Below are 18663 nucleotides of genomic sequence, written 5' to 3'. Positions count from 1 at the left end.
GAAAGGGGGTCGGCCAACGATGGGCCGAGAGGCCGACCGCAGGGCGACGGAGATCGTGTCGTGGACCGTGTGGCAACGTGATCGGGCGTTGTTCCAGGCGTCGACCCGGCCGCGCGACCGCACCATATTGCCCCTGAGGAAACGGGAGACCCGCCGCCGAGACGGCCGGCCCCGGGCCGGGGAGGAAGAAATGGCGGCAGATCCGCGACGCAACAGCCGGCGCCTCTACGAGGGGCCGGACCGGGCGGTGGCCCGCTCGATGATGAAGGCGATCGGCGAGACCGACGAGAGCCTGGCGCGGCCGCAGATCGGCATCGCGCATTGCTGGATCGGCACGATGCCGTGCAACTGGAACCACCGCGAGCTCGCCGCCCTGGTGGCGCGAGGCGTGCGCGAGGCCGGCGGCACGCCGCTCGAGGTCAACACGGTCTCGATCAACGACGCCATCACCACCGGCACCGAGGGCATGAAGACCTCGCTCGTCAGCCGCGAGGTCATCGCCGATTCGGTCGAGCTCGTCGCCCGCGGGCACATGTTCGACGGGATCGTCACCATCTCGGGCTGCGACAAGACCATCCCCGCCATGGCGATGGTGCTCGGCCGGCTGAACATCCCCGGCACGATGCTGTACGGCGGCTCGATCGCGTCCGGCCGCTGCACCCGCGAGGGCGGGATGTTCTCGGGCCGCAACCTCACGGTCCAGGACGTCTACGAGGCGGTCGGCGCCTACAATGCCGGGCGGATCACGCAAGAGGAGTTCCGCGACGTCGAGGACCATGCCTGCCCGGGGGCCGGCGCCTGCGGCGGCCAGTTCACCGCCAACACCATGGCGACCGCCTACCAGATGCTCGGCATCTCCCCGATGGGTGCCAACGACATCCCGGCCGACCACGCCGACAAGGCGCAGGCCGCCGTCGCCTGCGGCCGCCTCGCCGTCGAGCTGGTCCGCTCCGGCCTGACCCCGCGGGCGATCGTGACCCGCGAGAGCTTCGAGAACGCCATCACCGGCGTGATGGCGACCGGCGGCTCCAGCAACGCGGTGCTGCATCTCCTCGCCACCGCCTGGGATTTCGGCATCCCCCTCGACCTCGACGATTTCGACCGGATCTCGCGCCGCACGCCGGTGCTCGCCGACCTGCGCCCCTGGGGCCGCTACACCGCGCCGGAGATGCATGCGGCCGGCGGCATGGCGGTCGTCGGCAAGCGCCTCGTCGCGGCCGGGCTCCTGCACCCGGATTCCCGCACCGTGACCGGCCGCAACCTCGGCGACGAGATCGCCCGGGCGCCCGAGCCCGCGGGGCAGACGGTGATCCGCTCCGCCGACGATCCCTTCAAGAGCGAGGGCGGCCTCGTCATCCTGCGCGGCAACCTCGCGCCCGGCGGCGCGGTGATGAAGGTCTCGGGGCAGACGAAGCGCCTGCATCGCGGCCCCGCGCGCGTCTTCGAGCGCGAGGAGGACGCCTTCGCGGCGATCAAGGACGGGCGGATCGTGCCCGACGACGTGATGGTCCTGCGCAACGAGGGACCGCGCGGCGGCCCCGGGATGCGCGAGATGCAGGCGGTCACCGGCGCGCTCCAGGGCTCGGGCCTCGGCGAGCACGTCGCGCTGATGACCGACGGCCGCTTCTCCGGCGCGACCCGCGGCTTCGTCATCGGCCACGTCGTCCCCGAGGCGTTCGAGGGCGGCCCGATCGCCGCCATCCGGGACGGCGACACGGTGACGGTCGATGTCGAGAACCGCCGCCTCGACGTGGCGCTCTCGGACGAGGAGATCGCCCGGCGCCTCGCGGAGCGGCCGGCGCCGCGGCCGGCCTACACGCGGGGGGTTCTGGCGAAGTACGCCCGGCTCGTCTCGGATGCGTCGCGGGGGGCGGTGACGGATTGGGCGGGGCCGGAGGAGGGGTGAGGGGATCGACCCGCAGCCGGACGAGGCGCAGGACATCTCCGGTCCCTGCGGGCGGCAGGGCAGTTTGGGGAGAGTTGTGGCGCCTCCCCTCTCCCGGGTGGGAGAGGGGTAGGGGTGAGGGTGACACGCTTCCGTGTAAAGCTGTGACCGTCGTGCTGACAGCGGGACTGTCAGCGTCTTCTGCGGAACCGTAGCACCCTCACCCCCGGCCCCTCTCCCACACCTTGCAGCGATACCGGGCAAGCCCGGCATCGCCTGGAGAGGGGAGGAGCGCCATCCAATTTTCCCCGGACAGCCCTGCCCACTCGGGAGAGGGGATCCCGCGCTTGATTTTAAAAGGGATTTTCCTCGGACAGCCCTGCGCCCGCGGAGAGAGGAGAAGGCCCTCACCACTTTCCGAAAGCCCCACCCCCGCCAGGAACCGATTGCCAGCCGATCGGTTGTGCGCAAAATAATCACGGCAGCCGCGCATCCCGGAAGAGGGCGCGCGCATCACGGGAGGACGCCATGTCGATCGACGCCAACAAGGTTCTCGCCCGCGCCTACTTCACCGCCTTCCTCGCGCGGGACGCGGCGTGGTGGCAGCGGCACATCGCGCCGGACTTCGTGCGCCACGATCCCGGCCTGACCTTCGCGGTGCGCGGGCCCGAGGGCGTCGCCCGGCTCGGCGAGGTGCTGCATGGCGGCGTCACCGGGATGAAGCTGCCGATCGAGGAGGTGATCGCCGAGGGCGACCGGGTGCTGGTGCGCCTGCGCTTCCAGGGCCGCCACACCGGCGACCTGATGGGCCTGCCCGCCAGCGACCGCAGCATCGACATCGCGGTCATGGACCTGTTCCGCATCGTCGACGGGCGCCTCGTCGAGCATTGGGCGCTCCTCGACAATCTCGGCCTGCTCAAGCAGGTCGGCGCCCTCCCGGCCTGATCCCCTCCACCGCCGTCCAGCCGGGAGATCCCGCATGTCCGCGCCGACCCTCATCCTGCACCACTACGCCTTCTCGCCCTACGCCGAGAAGGTCCGCCTCGCCCTCGGGATCAAGGGGCTCGACTGGGGCTCGGTCGACGTCGCGATGATGCCGCCGCGCCCGCTCCTCGATCCGCTCGCCGGCGGCTACCGCCGCATCCCGGTGCTGCAGGTCGGGGCCGACATCTACTGCGATACCCACGCGATCCTGCCCGCCCTGGAGCGCCTGGCCCCGGAGCCGAGCCTGTATCCGGGCCTCGAAGCCCCGCTCGCCGAGGGCCTGACCTACGGCCTCGAACGCGACCTCTGGCTCGCGGTCATCGGCGTCACGGTGCATTTCGCCGGCGACCTGCCCGAGGCGTTCCTGCGCGACCGCAAGGACGATTACCTCTACGTCGACATCAGCCAGGGGGCGATGGAGCCGGACTTCGCCCGCAACGCCCAGCGGGTCGCGGCCTGGACCGCGTGGCTCGCGCAAGCCCTCTCCGACGGCCGGCCGTTCCTCGGCGGGGAGCGGCCCGGGGTGATGGATCTCGCGCATTACCACCTGCTGTGGCTGATGCGCGGCGGCGACCGGGCCGCCGCGGTCGACGCGCTGCTCGGTCTCGGGCCGATCCACGGCTGGATCGGGCGGGTCGCCGCCCTCGGCCACGGCCGCCCGCAGGAGACGACCGCCGAGGCGGCCCTGGCGGCGGCGAGGGCGGCCGAGCCGGCACCGGTCGAGGCCGTGGCGGTGCCGGACCTGATCGCCGCGTCCCCCGGCGATGCGGTGACGGTGACGCCGGACGACTTCGCCCGGGTGCCGGTGGCGGGCCGGCTCGTCGCCGTGGAGGCGGGCCGCATCGTCATCCGCCGCGACGATCCGCAGGCGGGGGCGCTGCACCTGCACTTCCCCCGGGCCGGGTTCACCGTGGCGAGGCGCTGACGGCCTGTCGTCTTCCCCCATGCCCCGTTCCCCCATGCCCCACCCCGCCGAGACCCCGTGACGCGGTGAACGCGAATTTAGTGGCCGCAACGGAAGAGGCGCCTATCTGCGTCGGCGCACCGTGGGTCGGTCCGGGTTCGGAATGAAGAGTCGTGTCATCAGGTCGGCGCCGTGGGGACATCCGCCCCTCGCCCGGCCTCACGGCCTCGCCGAGATACTCGGTAATAGTATGCCGCACCGAACGGGACCATCGCATGATCTCCGGGCGGCCCGCCGCGTGCGCGTGAGCCGCCCGCTCGGCTCCCCCTGATCGCCACAAGAAGGATCGACGGCGTGGAAACCTATCAAGACGTCCTGTCGGGCAAGTGCCCCTTCGGCGGCGACCGCGTCGGCGGCGCCCTCGCGTCGCCCCCGACCCTGGAGGAGTGGTATCCGGATCGCCTGCGCGTCGAGACGCTGCACCAGAACGGACCGCAGGCGAACCCGCTCGGGGCCGATTTCGACTACCGGGCGGCCTTCGCGTCGCTCGACTACGAGGCCCTGAAGGCCGACATCAAGCAGTTCCTGACCAGCTCGGTCGCCTGGTGGCCGTCGGATTACGACAATTACGGCCCGCAGATGATCCGGATGGCCTGGCACTCGGCCGGCACCTACCGCATCGCCGACGGGCGCGGCGGCGCCGGCCAGGGCCTGCAGCGCTTCGCGCCGATCAGCAGCTGGTGGGACAACGGCAACACCGACAAGTCGCGCCGCCTGCTCTGGCCGATCAAGCAGAAATACGGCAGCGCCCTGTCCTGGGCCGACCTGATGGTGCTGACCGGCACCTGCGCCCTCGAGATCATGAACTTCCCGACCTACGGCTTCGCCGGCGGTCGCGAGGATGCCTGGGAGGCCGACAACGCGACCTACTGGGGCCCGGAGCTGTGGGACCCGACCAACGTCAAGTCGTTCGACGAGATGGTCAACCGCGACAAGCGCTGGCGGGCCAAGAACGGCGATCCCGATTACGACCTCGAGAACCCGCTCGCCGCCTCGCACCAGGCGCTGATCTACGTCAACCCGGAAGGGCCCTACGCCAACGGCGATCCGATGGGCTCGGCCCGCGACATCCGGGTGACCTTCACCCGGATGGCGATGAACGACGAGGAGACCGTCGCGCTGATCGCCGGCGGCCACGCCTTCGGCAAGAGCCACGGCATGGTCAAGGCCGACCGGATCGGCCCGCCGCCGGAGATCGCCCCGATCGAGGCGATGGGCCTCGGCTGGCACAACCCGGTCGGGACGGGGGCGGCCGAGAACACGATGACCAACGGCATCGAGGGCTCGTGGACGCCCGATCCGACCACCTGGGACAACAGCTACCTCGAGAACCTGTTCAAGTTCGAGTGGAAGCAGACCCGCAGCCCCGCCGGCGCCCTGCAATGGGAACCGGTCGATCCGGGCGCGCCGCGGACGCCCGACGCCCACATCCCGGGCAAGAGCCACCCGCTGATGATGATGACGAGCGACATCGCGCTCAAGACCGATCCGGTCTACCGCGCGATCTGCGAGAAGTTCCTGTCCGACTTCGACTACTTCACGCTGCAATTCTCCAAGGCGTGGTACAAGCTCACCCACCGCGACATGGGCCCGAAGGAGCGCTACGTCGGACCGGAAACGAAGATCGAGGACGACCTCTTGTGGCAGGACCCGATCCCGCCGGTCGACCACCCGCTCGTCGACGAGGCTGACATCGCCGCCCTGAAGGCGGAGATCCTGGGGAGCGGCCTGTCGGTCTCCGACCTCGCCTTCACGGCGTTCTCGGCGGTCGCGACCTACCGCAACAGCGACAAGCGCGGCGGTGCCAACGGCGCCCGCCTGGCGCTGGCACCGCAATCGGGCTGGGCCGTCAACCGGCGCACCCTGCCGGTGATCGAGCGCTTGCGCGCGATCATGGCCGGGTTCAACGGCAAGGCGTCTGGCGGCAAGAAGGTCTCGCTCGCCGACCTCATCGTGCTCGGCGGCTGCGCCGCCGTCGAGCAGGCCGCGAAGGCGGCCGGCGCCGCGACCGCGGTGCCGTTCGTGCCCGGCCGGATGGACACCACCGACGCGCTGACCGACGCCGACAGCTTCGAGTGGCTGAAGCCCCTGGTCGACGGCTTCCGCAACTACGTCGATCCGTCCTTCGCCGAGATCACCCGCGGCCGCGTCGCCCCCGAGGAGGTGTTCCTCGACAAGGCCAACCTGCTGGCGCTCACCGCGCCCGAATGGGTGGTGCTGACCGGGGGCCTGCGGGCGCTCGACCTCAACCACGACGGCTCGCGCCACGGCATCTTCACCGACCGCGTCGGCGTCCTGACCAACGACTTCTTCACCGTGCTGACCAGCATGGACTACGAGTGGAAGAAGGCGGACGAGGCCGGCACGACCTTCACCCTCGACGCGCGCGAGGGCGGCGGCACCCGGTTCACGGCGACCCGCTGCGACCTGGTGTTCGGCTCGAACGCGCAGCTCAGGGCGGTGGCCGAGATCTATGCCGGCCGCGACGGGCAGGAGCGGTTCGTGCGCGACTTCGTCAAGGTCTGGCACAAGCTGATGATGCTCGACCGCTACGACGTGAAGCGCAGCGAGGCCGGGATGACCACGGCGGCGTGACGCGCGGCGCCTGATTGGTCGAGCGCTGGCTCCTCCTTTCCCCGACAGATCCCGGGCTTGCCCGGGATCTGTCGGGGAGAGGGGAAAGCCTGCGATCGCTCGACGGACATCACTCACACGAAATCCGACGGATTGCTTCGCAATGCGGATTTCGGCTTCGCTCACGCGCCGCGCGGGCTGGTGATACGAAATCCGGAAGGAATCTTCCGGATTTCGTATCACACGACCCTAACCAAGTCCCCTCACGCCCCCATCAGCTTCGGAATCGCCCCGCGCAGGCGCGAATAGCCCCGGTTCGACAAGGGCCAGGCCCGCTCGTCCCAGTCGCGCCGGATCCGGCGGCAGCCCGCCGGCAGGGCCTCCGCCGAGGGACCGAGCGGGGCCCACGGCGTCACCACCGGCAGGTCGCCGGCCCAGCCCTCGCGCAGCGGCTCGGCCGGGCAGCCGAAATGCCCGCCCGCCCGGGCCAGCGCGTCCGCCATCGCCGCCGTGTCGGCGGCGCGCACGGCCTCCGCCGCGCCCTCGGACGAGGCGGTCAGGCCGGCGACCCGCATCACCCGGGCATTGCCGAGGGGCAGGCTCTCGGGATGCAGGTCGTCGAGGTGCAGGAGCAGGGCCACCTCGCCGCCGGGCACGGCGTCGGCCGGCGGCAGAGGCACCTCGCGGGGCGGCATCGCCTCGTCGAGGCAGGCGGCGTGCTCGTCGAGGCCGGCGGGATCGTGGCGGCCCTCCGTGAACTCCCGGATGTTGTCGCGTCGCGCCAGGTACGGCTTGCCCCGGGTGTGCAGGCCGGCGACCCAGCGCCAGGACAGGGTGTTGCTCGCCGGATCGCCGTCGATCAGGTGGCGCAGGAAGAACGCGGCGCCGAGCTCCCAGGGCAAGCGCAGCGTGAAGATCCAGATCGAGGCGAACCACATCCGGGCGTGGTTGTGCAGCCAGTTCTCCGCGACGAGCTGGGCCGCCCAGGCGTCGAACCCGTCGATTCCCGTCTCCCCGGCGATCGCCCGCGCGTGGGTCCGGCGCAGGCCGGGCTCGGCCGCGAGGCGCCCGCGCGCCGCGTCGCACCCGGCGAGGAAGCCGGTCCATGCCCTGGGATGGGTCTCGAGATGGCCCTTGAAGTAGGTGCGCCAGAAGACTTCCGAGACGAACTTCTCCGCCCCGCGCGCGCCGAGGGCGCGGATCGCCGCCTGGGCGACCTCCTCCTCGGTGAGGAGCCGGCGGCGCAGGTAGGGCGACAGCGCCGAGGTCGTCGGCGCGGCCCGGCCGCGATCGGTGTTGCGGGCGGCGGCGTAGTCGGCGCCGGGGCCGGCCAGGAAGGCGGCGAGCGCGTCGAGGCCGGCGGCGCGGGTCGGGGCGGGGAAGGCGGGCATGGCCGCTCATCTAGAGCATTTTCCGACGAAGTGGATTCCGGTTCGTCTCAGAAAATGCGGCAAAATCAAGGACCTAGAGAGCTTCGCGATTGCAACGCGATCGCGAAGTGCTCTAGGCCGGCGGGCCGGTGCGGCACCGGCCGCCGCGGTCGCATCACCGCGCATGCCTCCCCTTGCGCCCCCGCATCCGCAGCGGCGAGGCGGCCGCGTCACGGGCCTGGGGGCGAGCCGGGCCGGAGCCCGCGCCGGGCCGGCCGAGCCACAGCGCCGTGAGCGCGAGCACGCCGGCGCTCGCCCCGTGCAACGCGACCTGCCACCACGCCGCCGTGCCGGCGGCGAGGATCAGGACGAGGTCGCAGGCCGGGATGACGAGGCTGCCTGTAAGCACGATCGCCACCGCGCGGGCGCTCGCGAAGGCCGCGAGGCCGGCGAGGTAGAGCGCGAGCGCGGCGTCGCGGGCGCCGATCGCCCGCAGGGCGAGCCGGCCGGACCCCGCCGGCTCGGGAATGCCGTAGATCAGCGCGCCGGCGCCGGGCACGGCCAGGAACAGGGCGCCGAGGGCGAGGAACACCAGCGCCAGGGCGAGCACCGTCCAGAACCGCGGATCCGTGGCGGTCAGGCGGGTCGGGCCGTTCTCGGGGTCGTGCCGCGTCATCGCCCCCGCATGCCGGAAGTCGCGGGCACGCGCCTTCACCTGGAGCACGATCAGGCGTGCGCGGTCCCGAAATACGCTCGCTCCAGCCGCTCGGGCAGGTCGGGGGCGCGAGCCTCGGCCTCCAGCACGATCTGGCCTTGCGCCAGGGCGTAGACCCGGTCTGAGACGGCGCGCGCCTTCTCGACCAGCTGCTCGACCAGCAGCACCGCCGTGCCCTGGCGGCGCAGGCGCGCGACCACGTCGAGCACCCGGTCGACCAGGACCGGGGAGAGGCCGGCGGAGGGCTCGTCGAGCATCAGCAGGCGCGGGCGCTGCACCAGGCCCTGGGCCACCGCCAGCATCTGCTGCTGGCCGCCGGAGAGCGAGGCGCCCTTGTCGTGGATCTTCGCGGCGATCTCGGGGAAATGCGACAGCGCCTCCGCGATCCGCGCCTCGCGCTCGGCGCGGGGCAGGTCGTAGGCGGCGAGCAACAGGTTCTCGCGCACGGTCTGCCCGGTGAAGACGCGGTGGCCCTCGATCACGTGCGACAGCCCGGCCCGCATGGCGGCGCGGGGACCGCCCCCCGAGAGCAGCGTGTCCCCGAGCCGGACCGCGCCGGCCTGGACCGGCAGCAGGCCGGAGAGGGCCCTGAGCAGCGTCGACTTGCCGGCGCCGTTGGGGCCGAGCAGGGTCACCACCTCGCCGGCCCGCACCGTGAGGTCGACGCCGTGGAGCACCCGGATCTTGCCGTAGCCCGCCTCCAGCCCCCGCACCTGCAGGAGCGGCGGGGCCTCCGGATCATGCGCCGAGATAGGCACTGACGACCTCCCTGTGGCTGCGGATCTCCGCCGGCGTGCCGGCGGCGAGCACCCGGCCGAGATTGAGCACCGTGACCTCGTCGCAGATCGCGAAGATCAGGTCGGCGTGGTGCTCGACGAGGAGCACGCCGATCCCGGCATCCGCCACCGCCCGGATCAGGCCGCCGAGGCGCTGGATCTCCTGCGCCGAGAGGCCCGCCGCCGGCTCGTCGAGGAGCAGGAAGGCCGGGCGCAGCATCAGGGCGCGGGCGATCTCGAGGAAGCGCAGCTCGCTGTGCTGCAGCCGCCCGGCCCGGACGTCGTCGAGGCCGTCGAGCCCGACCGCCCGGAGCGCGAGGCGGGCCGATTCGCGCAAGTGCCGCTCGTCCGCGCGGTGGCGCGGGAGCGACAGGAGCGATTCCGCCAGGCTGGCGCGGCCCTCGACGCTGCCGCCGAGCATCACGTTCTCGATCACGCTCGCCTCGCCGACGATCCGCGGGGTCTGGAAGGTGCGGGCGATGCGAAGCCGCGCACGCGCCTCCCGCGCCTCGGCGAGCAGCGAGCGGGACCCGAGGCGCACCGCGCCGTCCTGCGGCCGGTAATAGCCCGAGATCACGTTGAGCGTCGTGGTCTTGCCCGAGCCGTTGGGGCCGATCAGCCCGTGGACGCTGCCCGGGCGCAAGGCGAGGTCGAGCCCGTCGATCGCCTTCACGGCACCGAAGCTCAGGCGCACGCCCGCGAGGGTGATCGGCTCGGGTGCCGTCGCGCTCGCGGCGAGCTCCTGCAGCGCGGCCTTGCGCGGCGCGATGCTGCGCTCGGGCGGCAGCGGGCGGCGTTTGCCGCGGTCGAGGAGGTCGGCGATGCCGCCGGGCAGGACCACCACGATGACGAGGAGCAGGAACGCATAGAGGAAGGTCGACCACGCCGCGAGCGGGGCCGCCACCTCCGGCAGGATGGTGAGCAGGATCGTGCCGATCAGCGGCCCCAGCACCGAGCCGCGCCCGCCGATCAGCACGGCGATGAAGAACAGGAGCGAGAGGTCGAACGTGAAGGCGTCCGGGGTGATGTAGGTCTGGAGCGAGGCGAACAGCCCGCCGGCGATGGCCGCGACGCAGCCGGCGAACAGGAACACCGCGACGAGGAGCTTCGGCTTGGCGATGCCGACCGCCTCCGCCGCCACCTCGGCGTCGCGGATCGCCACCAGCGCCCGGCCCCAGCGGCTGCCCGCGACGTTCAGCGTCATCCAGGTGCAGAGCACCGCGCCGGCGAGGCAGAACCCGTAGAAGCCGAGGCGCGAATCGAAGGGCGCCGGCATCTCCGGCCCGGTGATGCCGATGCCGCCGCCGGTCACGTCCTGCCAGGCGAGCGCGATCTGCGTGACGATGGTGGCGAAGCCCAACGTCGTCATCGCGAAGTAGAAGGTGCGGAGCCGCAAGGCCGGCAGGCCGACGACGACCCCGACCAGCGCCCCGACGAGGCCCGCGCAGGCGAGCGCCAGGACGACCGGAAAGGCCGGAAGCACCGTGCCGGCGGCGAGCACGCTGGTAGTGTAGGCGCCGACCAGCAGCAGCGCGACGTAGCCGATGGCGAGCTGCCCGGCGAAGCCGACGACGAGGTTGAGGCCCGAGACCAGGATCCAGTAGATCGCCGCCCGCGTGGCGATCAGCGTCCAGTAATCGTTGCCGGCAAGCGGCACCGCGAGCGCGAGGCCGAGGATCAGCAGGAAGGGCGCGGCGGAGGCGAGGCGCGCGCCCAGGCCGGTGCGGGCAGGGGCGTCCGGGGCCGTCAGCACGGAAGGGGCACTCATACGCGCCTCGCCTGGCCCGAGCCGAGCAGCCCCTGGGGAGCGGCCAGCAGCACGACGATGAACAGGGTGAAGACCGCCACCGAGGCGAAGATGCCGCCGACGACGAAGTTCGCGGCCTGCTGGAACAGCCCGAGGACGAGGCCGCCGATCAGCGCGCCGCGGTTGTTGCCCAGGCCCCCGAGCGCCACCGGGATGAAGCCGTAGAAGTTGAGATGCGGCCCGTTGGCGAAGAAGGCGAGGAGCAATTCGCCCCCGGCATAACCCGCGAGCGCCCCGATGCCGCCGGCGAGCGCGTAGCTCATCACCCGCAGGCGCCGCTCCGGCAGGCCCAGGGCGCGGGCGGCGAAGTTGTCCTCCGCCACCGCCAGGAAGGCGTGGCCGATGAGCGTGCGCCGGTAGAGCAGTTCGAGGCCGACCACCACGACGAGGCAGGCCGCCACCGGCAGCCAGAACTTCTCGTCGAGGGTGGTCTCGCCGAAGCCCCCGAGCAGGCGCGGGAAGGGCTGCGGCTCGGTGCTCCAGCCGATCGCCGTGACCTGCTGGATCATCAGCGCCAGCGCCAGCGTCGAGAGCACGTAGAGGTGCTGGTCGAGGCTCTTCAGGACCGGGCGCACCGCCACGAATTCGGTGACGATGCCGACGAGCGCGCCGCAGGCGAGCGTCAGCAGGAGCCCGAGCGGCCAGGGCAGGCCGAGGCGCAACGTGAGCAGCGAGCCGAGCACGCCGCCGAGCATCCCGAGCTGGCCCGCGGTGAAGCTCATCACCCGCGAGGTCGAGAACATCGTGTTGTAGGTGATGCCGATCAGCGCGTAGATCGCGCCGACGGCGAGGCCCGAGGCCAGGATCGAGGCGAGCATGGCGGCGCGCTCCGGATCGCCGCCTCAAGAATAGCCGGGCGCGAGTCGGAAGCTGCCGTCGCGGCCGGAATTGGCTGCCGACATCACCACCTCCTCGGTCGGGTAGCCGTTATGCTCCTTGGCCGTGTAGGTGTAGTCGCCGAAGATGCCGGGATATTTCGTCAGGCCGTTCCAGTGCTTGACGATCGCGTCGGGCGCGCTCGATCCGGTCTCCTCCACCGCCTTGGCGATCAGGGTCACGGCGTCGTAGCCGGCCGCGACCCACCACAGCAGGGTGTCGGAGAGCGCGACCTTGCCCTTCAGCCGGCCTATGAACTCCTCGCTGCGGGGCGTCAGCTTGCCCGATTCGTCGTAGGAGCAGCTGCGGTAGCCGACCGCGTAGACCTTCTCCCAGTTCGCCGGCTTCTCCAGGAGCCCGCCGATCTCGCCCGAGGCCATCGAGGGGTGGCCGACGATCGGAACGTCCCAGCCCATCCGGGCGCGGGTGTTGAACAGCCGGGCATCCATGCCGGTCGACACGCTCCACACCACCAGCGCCTCGGCGCCGGCATTGCGAGCGCGAAGCAGGTCGGGGGTCATGTCGGGCTGGGTCGAATCGATGTTGCCGAGATAGACCACCTCGGCCCCGTCCTGCTTGAACGCCGCGGCCGAGGCCTTGGCGGCGGTGACGCCGTAGCCGGTGGTGTCGCCGATCACCGCGACCCGCTTCACCTTCAGCACCTTGAGGCAGTAGCTGCGCACCGCGTCGTCCCATTGCGTGTTCGACGGGGCGATGCGGAAGGCGTTGGGGTACTTCGCCGGGTCGATCAGGCTGTCGATCACGCAGGGATGGATGCTCGGCATCTTCGCCCGCGCCATGATCGGCGTCGTCGCGAGCGCCTCGCCGGAATTGGTCGGGCCCCAGATCGCGTGCACCTTGGCCTGGCTGATCATCTCCTGCACGGCGTTGACCGCCTTGGTCGGATCGCCCTGCGAGTCGCGGGTGACGATCTCGACCTTGCGGCCCTTGACCCCGCCGGCGCCGTTGATCGCCTCGGCGGCGAAGACCACGCCGCGGTTGAACCCGACCGTCGGGGCCGAGCTCGGCCCGGTCATCGCCGCGAGCCAGCCGATGCGCAGGGGCTCGCCCTGCGCCAAGGCCGGCCGCGGAAAGCCGAGGGCCGCCGCGCCTGCGAGGCCGGCAGCATTCATCACGAGCGCACGACGGTTCGTCGTCACCATGGCGTCCTCCTCCCGTTGTCGTTTCGGCCGGCGCGGTTGGTTCTTAAGCGCCTTGCCGTTCCAGGTGCCGGATCCGGTCCTCGTCGAAGGTGAAGCCGAAGCCTGGCCGCTCCGGTACGATGGCGTATCCGTCGGCGAAGTCCAGTCTCTCGCAGTACAGCTCGGAGAACCACGGCATGACTTCGAGAGAATGCGCGTTCGCCAGCGCGCCGAGCACGCTCAGGCTCTGCTCGGGAAACAGGTGGCTCGACACCGGCACATCGTGCGCCTCGGCGAGGTGGCCGACCCGCATGAACTCGGTGACGCCGCCGACCCGCTGCAGGTCCGGCATCAGGATGTCGGCCGAGCGCAGCTCGATCATCCGGCGGAAGCCGTAGCGGGTGTAGTCGGTCTCGCCGCTGGCGATCGGCGTGTCGAGGGCGGCGGCGACGCGGGCGAGGCCCTCGACGTCCCAGGCCGGCAGCGGCTCCTCGAACCAGGTGAGACCGAATTCCTCGAGCCGCCGTCCGAGCCGGATCGCGTCGTTCTCGGTCAGCCCCTGGTTGGCGTCGGCCATCAGGCGGATCTCCGGGCCGATCGCCTCGCGGACCGCCCGCACCCGGGCGATGTTCCAATCCGGGTCGCCGGCCGAGAGGCGCATCTTCATCGCGGTGAAGCCCGCGGCCTTGAAGCCCTGGGCCTCCGCGACGAGCTCGTCGGTCGAGCGGTCGAGCCACAACCCGCCGGACTGGTAGGCCGGCACCCGGGCGCTCGCGCCGCCGAGCATCCGGTAGAGCGGCAAGCCCGCGCGCTTTGCCGCGAGGTCCCACAGCGCCCCGTCGAGGGCCGAGATGCCCATGACCGGCATCCCCTTGTGGCCCATGAAGTTCACGTCGCGCCAGGCCCGCGACCAGAAGCCCGCGATGTGGCCGGCATCCTGGCCGATCACCAGGTCGGCCATCTCGTCGATCAGGCTGCGCAGCACCCGGGTGCGGCGGTCGTTGAGGGTGAAGAGGACGTTCTCGCCGGCGAGCCCGTCGGCGTGGACGGTGACCAGGATGCAGCCGAAGCTGTGCAGCTGGCCGAGCGCCGAGCCGATCGGACGGTCCGGCCGCAGGGTGATGGCGCGCGTCGTGACGCGGTCGACCTTCATGGCGTTTCTCCCCTTCTATGCCGTGCGGACGACGTCGCCGACCCGGTAGCGGTCGAGGATGCCCGGGTCCGGGTCGCAGCCGAGGCCGGGCCCGGTGGGCAGCCGCACGTGGCCGTTCTCGGCCCGGACCCAAGGATCGAGCGGGTTGGCTTCCATGTCGAGCCACAGCACCTCGACCAGCGGATCCTCCACCCGCGCGGCGATGACGTGCATCGTGGCGATCAGGCCGGGGCCGAAATACGGGCTGTGCGGCGCCGCCCGCACGCCGTGCGCCTCGCAGAGCGTGATCACCCGCAGCATCTCGCCGATGCCGCCGATCTTGGTCACGCTCGGCTGCGCGACGTCGATCGCGCCGGCCTCGATCAGCGCCTTGAAGCCGAACAGCCCGGCGGTGTTCTCGCCGGCGGCGATCGGGATGCCGCGGGCCCGCACCCGGGCCAGCCCGTGCGTGTCCTCCGGCGGCCAGACCGGCTCCTCGAACCAGAGGAGGTCGTGGGGCGCGAAGGCGTCCGCCATCCGCAAAGCCGCCGGCACGCTCCAGGCGCAGTTGACGTCGACCATCAGGGCGGCGCCGTGCGCCCGCGTCACCTCGGCGGCGGCCGCGACCGCCGCCTCGGTGACCTCGTGCAGCTTGATGTGGCGGTAGCCGGCGGCGCACGCCGCCTCGACGTTGCGGCGCACGAGCGCCGGCTCGTGATAGGCCAGCAGCGAGGCGTAGGCCGGCAGCCGCTCGCGGGCCTCGCCGCCCAGCAGCCGCGCCAGCGGCTGCCCCGCCCGCTTGCCGGCGAGGTCCCACAACGCCGTCTCGATCCCTGAGAAGGCGAAGACGAACGCGCCGTTGCGGCCGAGCAGATGGGTGGCGTGCAGCACGCTGCGGCTTAAAGTGGCGATGTCGCCCGACGAACGCCCGAGGACGAGGGGCGCCACGATGGCGTCGAGGGCGGCCCGCGTCGCCTGGATGCCGGCATGGCCGAAGGCCTCGCCCCAGCCGACCAGCCCCTCGTCGGTCTCGACCCGCACCAGCAGGATGTCGAGATGGGTCCAGGCCTTGCCGGCGAAGCTCGCCGGTGGGCCGCCCATGTCGAAGGGGAGCGAGACGATCTGGGACTGGATGTCGACGATCTTCAACGATGTCTCCCTCGATCGGGACGTGTCTGGGTCGGTTGGAGGCCGCATCCTCCTCACCCCGCCCCTCCCGGCCCGGCCGGGATCCGCTCGCGCTCCATCAGGTCGGCCTCGCGCCGCAGCGCCTCGGCCAGCTCCGTCTCGCGCGCCCGGATGCGGGTGGTCAGCGCCGCGATGCTGAGGGCCGCCACGGTGCGGCCGGCGGCGTCGCGCACCGGCACGCCGATCGCCCCCATCGTGTCGACCACCTGATCGAGCAGCACGACGTGGCCGCGCCCCCGCGATTCCGCGATCGCCGCCCGGATCTCCGCCTGGCCCAGGCGCGGATAGGGGCCGAGGCGCTGGACCACGATGCCGAGGATCGCGTCGACCTCCCGGTCGGGCAGCCAGGCGAGGAGCGCCATGGCGCCGGCCCCGACGCCGAGGGGGCGGCGGCTGCCGATGTCGAGGTAGTTGGCGCGGATCGGGTAGGAGCCGATCTCGCGCTCGATGCAGACCGCCTCGACGCCGCTCCTCACCGAGAGCAGCACCGTGTCGCCGGAGAGCTCGGCGAGCCGCACCAGGCTCGGCCGCGCCAGGGCCCGGAGGTCGTCGGGCCGGCCGGCGCTGGCGGCGAGCGCCGTCAGCTCCGGCCCGGGCCGCCAGCGCCGCCCGTCGCCCGCGCGGGCGGCGAAGCCCTCCTGCGCCAGGGTGTCGAGGATGCGCAACGCCGTCACCTTGTTGAGCCCGGCCTCGGCCGAGACGTCGGTGAGGCGCCGGGGCGCCGGGGCGGCGAGCGCCCGCAACACGGCGCAGACCTTCTGGACCGCGTTCGGCTCCGGCGCGGCGGGGGCGGGCGGCGGGGCGTCGCCGGCCGGGTCGGGGGTGCTCATGCGGTCGCTCCGGCCATCCCTCACGATTCCTCCAGCACCACCGCCCGCCGGCCCGCGACCGCCAGGTCGGGATCCTTGGCGGTATCCTTGGCGGGATCCTTGGGCACCCGCGCCTTGCGGGCGAGGTAGATCTGCGCGCCCACCAGCACCACCGCGAGCCCGACGAAGGTCGCGCTGATCGGGCTGTCGACGAAGGTCGCGAGGTCGCCGCGCGACAGCATCAGGGCGCGGCGGAAGTTCTCCTCGAGCCGCGGCCCGAGCACGAAGCCGAGCAGCACCGGGGCCGGGTGGAAGCCGAGCCGCATCAGCCCGTAGCCGACGACGCCGATCACCAGGGTCTGGATCACCCCCGCCATCTCGTTGTTGGTCGAGTAGACGCCGACGCAGATGAAGAACAGGGCGCAGGGGTAGAGGAACCGGAACGGGATCCGCAGCAGCTTCACCCACACCCCGATCAGCGGCACGTTGAGGAGGACGAGCAGGATGTTGCCGATCCAGAAGCTGGCGATCAGGCCCCAGAACATGTCCGGGTGCTCGTTCATCAGCTGCGGGCCCGGGGTGATGCCCTGGATGATGAGCGCGCCGAGGATCAGGGCCATCACGGCGTCGCCCGGGATGCCGAGGCTCATCGTCGGCACGAAGTCGCCCTGGACCGAGGAATGGGTCGAGGCCTCGGGGCTCGCCACGCCGCCGATCGCGCCGCGGCCGAACTTGTCCGGGTTGCGGCTCACCCGCTTCTCGGCCGCGTAGGCGATGAACGAGGCGATGGTCGGCCCGGTGCCGGGGATGAGCGAGCACAGGCTGCCGACGAGGGTACCGCGCAGGATCGGCATCGCCGCCTCGCGCAGGTCGGCCCGGCTCGGCCGCATGTCGCGCATCCGGACCTTCACGCCCGACAGGTCGCCGACCGTGATGGTGTTGATGCTCTTTAAGAACTCCGCGATGCCGAAGAAGCCGAGCGCCACCGCGACGAGGTCGATGCCGTTGTAGAGCGACATCGACCCGAAGGTGAACCGGCTGGTGCCGGTATCGAGGTCGCTGCCGACGCTGCCGAGCACGATCCCGACCAGCGTCATCGCCACGCCCTTGAGCGCCGAGCCGCGGGCGAGCGTCGCGCCGGCGAGGAGCCCGAGCAGCATCAGGGTGCAGATCTCGGCCGGGCCGAACTTGAAGGCGATCTGCACCAGGAATGGCGCGAACAGGATCATCTGCACGATGCCGAAGGCGGCGCCGAAGAACGCCGCCAGCATGGTGATGCCGAGCGCCACGCCGCCCCGCCCCTGGCGGGTCATCGGGTAGCCGTCGAGGCAGGTGACGGCGTGCGAGGGGTGGCAGGGCAGGTTGAGCAGGATCGAGCAGATCGCGCCGCCGTACTGCGCCCCGTAATAGATGCCGGCGAGCATCAGGATCGCGGCGACCGGCGGCATCCCGAAGGTCAGCGGCAGGAGGATCGAGATCGTCGCCATGATGCCCATGCCGGGCAGGACGCCGATGAGGTTGCCGATCAGCACGCCGACGAGGCTGAACAGGAAGTTGTGCGGCTGCAGCGCGATGCCGAAGCCGTGGACGAGGTTGGCGAGCGTGTCGTCCATCACCACCCCCGCCAGAACGGCATCTGGAACTTGAGCGCCAGCGTGAACACCAGGCCCGCCACCGCCGTCATGGCGAGCGCCAGCAGGAACGCGGCGCGCGGGTTGCCCTGGCGGTCGCCGAGCGCCGACACGAACACGCAGGCGAAGGTCGCGGGGCCGAGGCCGAGATGCTCGCCGAGGAGGACGAAGAGCAGGATCCCGACGACGATGCAGGCCCAGCCGCGCCAGTCCGGCCGCCCGCCCTCCTCGGGCTCCGTGCCGGCCTCCGGCGTCGCCGCGATCAGCACCCCGACGAGGCCGAGCGCGCTGCCGACGATCATCGGGAACAGCCCGGGCCCGACCCGGGCGAGGCTGCCGAGGCCGAAGGTGCGGGCCTCGAGCATGACGGCGAGGCCGAACAGCAGCATCAGCCCGCCGGCGGCCGCGCGCTTGACCGGGACCGCCTTCATGCCACCGCCTCCGGGTGATAGTTGCGCAGCAGGTTGGCGAGGCTGTCGGGCACCTCGAGCTCGAAGCCGAGGATCGCCGCCGAGAGCGCCTTGCCGTAATTGTCGAGGCAGAGCGAGCGCGACACGCCCCCGCCGAGCGCGCCCTCCGCCACGAAGTTGAGGACCCCGAGACGGTCGACCGCGTAGCGGGTGACCGGGCCGGTCACCATGCCGGCGTAGAAGTCCTTGAAGCGCTCGGCGGTGAGCTGGTCCCTGAGGTACGGGTACAGGTCCGGCTCGTAGGCGATCACCGTGACGTTCGAGGTGTTGCCCTTGTCGCCGGAGCGGACATGGGCCACGTGCTGCAGCATCAGGCGCATGGAATCGGCTCCCGTCGGGA

General features: G+C 71.8%; 16 protein-coding genes. 4 read left to right on the top strand and 12 right to left on the bottom strand.

What is annotated here, in order from left to right:
* The first annotated feature begins 190 nt into the window (after positions 1-190).
* From ilvD to katG, 4 genes are all read left to right on the top strand, one after another.
* Positions 191-1906 (top strand): dihydroxy-acid dehydratase, encoded by a 1716-nt coding sequence (ilvD, locus tag A5481_RS08755; protein WP_064503882.1) that lies wholly within the window; start codon positions 191-193, stop codon positions 1904-1906.
* 507 nt (positions 1907-2413) lie between these two features.
* A complete protein-coding gene (locus A5481_RS08750) occupies positions 2414-2830 on the top strand; it encodes an ester cyclase (RefSeq protein WP_048437118.1) in 417 nt (138 codons plus the stop codon).
* A gap of 34 nt (positions 2831-2864) precedes the next feature.
* On the top strand, positions 2865-3794 hold the full coding sequence (locus A5481_RS08745; RefSeq protein ID WP_064503881.1) for a glutathione S-transferase family protein: 930 nt from the start codon (positions 2865-2867) through the stop codon (positions 3792-3794).
* Positions 3795-4127: 333 nt separating this feature from the next.
* Entirely contained in the window at positions 4128-6428 is a 2301-nt protein-coding gene (katG, locus tag A5481_RS08740) for a catalase/peroxidase HPI (RefSeq protein WP_245238768.1), read from the top strand.
* A 242-nt stretch (positions 6429-6670) separates the two neighbouring features.
* Here the strand turns inward: katG and A5481_RS08735 are convergent, their stop codons facing one another.
* The 12 genes from A5481_RS08735 to A5481_RS08680 form a co-directional block, all read right to left on the bottom strand.
* Complete coding sequence (locus A5481_RS08735; protein ID WP_048433533.1) at positions 6671-7798, bottom strand: FAD-binding domain-containing protein; 1128 nt, start codon at positions 7796-7798, stop codon at positions 6671-6673.
* Positions 7799-7952: 154 nt separating this feature from the next.
* A complete protein-coding gene (locus A5481_RS08730) occupies positions 7953-8492 on the bottom strand; it encodes a DUF4267 domain-containing protein (protein ID WP_245298632.1) in 540 nt (179 codons plus the stop codon).
* 11 nt (positions 8493-8503) lie between these two features.
* Positions 8504-9250: an ABC transporter ATP-binding protein gene (locus A5481_RS08725; RefSeq protein WP_053082334.1), complete on the bottom strand. Its 747-nt coding sequence runs from the start codon at positions 9248-9250 to the stop codon at positions 8504-8506.
* A complete protein-coding gene (locus tag A5481_RS08720; RefSeq protein ID WP_048433534.1) occupies positions 9231-11036 on the bottom strand; it encodes a branched-chain amino acid ABC transporter ATP-binding protein/permease in 1806 nt (601 codons plus the stop codon). The genes A5481_RS08725 and A5481_RS08720 overlap by 20 nt, the downstream gene beginning before the upstream one ends.
* Complete coding sequence (locus A5481_RS08715) at positions 11033-11893, bottom strand: branched-chain amino acid ABC transporter permease (RefSeq protein WP_048433535.1); 861 nt, start codon at positions 11891-11893, stop codon at positions 11033-11035. Before A5481_RS08715 ends, A5481_RS08720 begins: the two co-directional genes overlap by 4 nt.
* A gap of 24 nt (positions 11894-11917) precedes the next feature.
* The gene (locus tag A5481_RS08710; RefSeq protein ID WP_245238770.1) at positions 11918-13114 is read right to left on the bottom strand and encodes an ABC transporter substrate-binding protein; all 1197 of its coding nucleotides are present in this window, start codon (positions 13112-13114) and stop codon (positions 11918-11920) included.
* Positions 13115-13157: 43 nt separating this feature from the next.
* Complete coding sequence (locus A5481_RS08705) at positions 13158-14246, bottom strand: mandelate racemase/muconate lactonizing enzyme family protein (protein WP_048433536.1); 1089 nt, start codon at positions 14244-14246, stop codon at positions 13158-13160.
* Between the two features lie 15 nt (positions 14247-14261).
* Positions 14262-15374, bottom strand: coding sequence for a mandelate racemase/muconate lactonizing enzyme family protein (locus A5481_RS08700; RefSeq protein ID WP_048433537.1), 1113 nt, complete (start codon positions 15372-15374; stop codon positions 14262-14264).
* A 53-nt stretch (positions 15375-15427) separates the two neighbouring features.
* Positions 15428-16243, bottom strand: coding sequence for an IclR family transcriptional regulator (locus A5481_RS08695; RefSeq protein ID WP_064503879.1), 816 nt, complete (start codon positions 16241-16243; stop codon positions 15428-15430).
* Positions 16244-16263: 20 nt separating this feature from the next.
* Complete coding sequence (locus A5481_RS08690) at positions 16264-17835, bottom strand: tripartite tricarboxylate transporter permease (RefSeq protein WP_197514160.1); 1572 nt, start codon at positions 17833-17835, stop codon at positions 16264-16266.
* Positions 17835-18284: a tripartite tricarboxylate transporter TctB family protein gene (locus A5481_RS08685; protein ID WP_048435220.1), complete on the bottom strand. Its 450-nt coding sequence runs from the start codon at positions 18282-18284 to the stop codon at positions 17835-17837. The genes A5481_RS08690 and A5481_RS08685 overlap by 1 nt, the downstream gene beginning before the upstream one ends.
* On the bottom strand, positions 18281-18643 hold the full coding sequence (locus A5481_RS08680; protein ID WP_048435221.1) for an AtuA-related protein: 363 nt from the start codon (positions 18641-18643) through the stop codon (positions 18281-18283). The genes A5481_RS08685 and A5481_RS08680 overlap by 4 nt, the downstream gene beginning before the upstream one ends.
* Positions 18644-18663 lie beyond the last annotated feature (20 nt).

Origin of the sequence: Methylobacterium platani, from assembly GCF_001653715.1 — a bacterium.
GTDB lineage: Bacteria > Pseudomonadota > Alphaproteobacteria > Rhizobiales > Beijerinckiaceae > Methylobacterium > Methylobacterium platani.
Note: the sequence above shows the minus strand (reverse complement) of the source record. Positions and strands in the feature narration are given on the sequence as shown.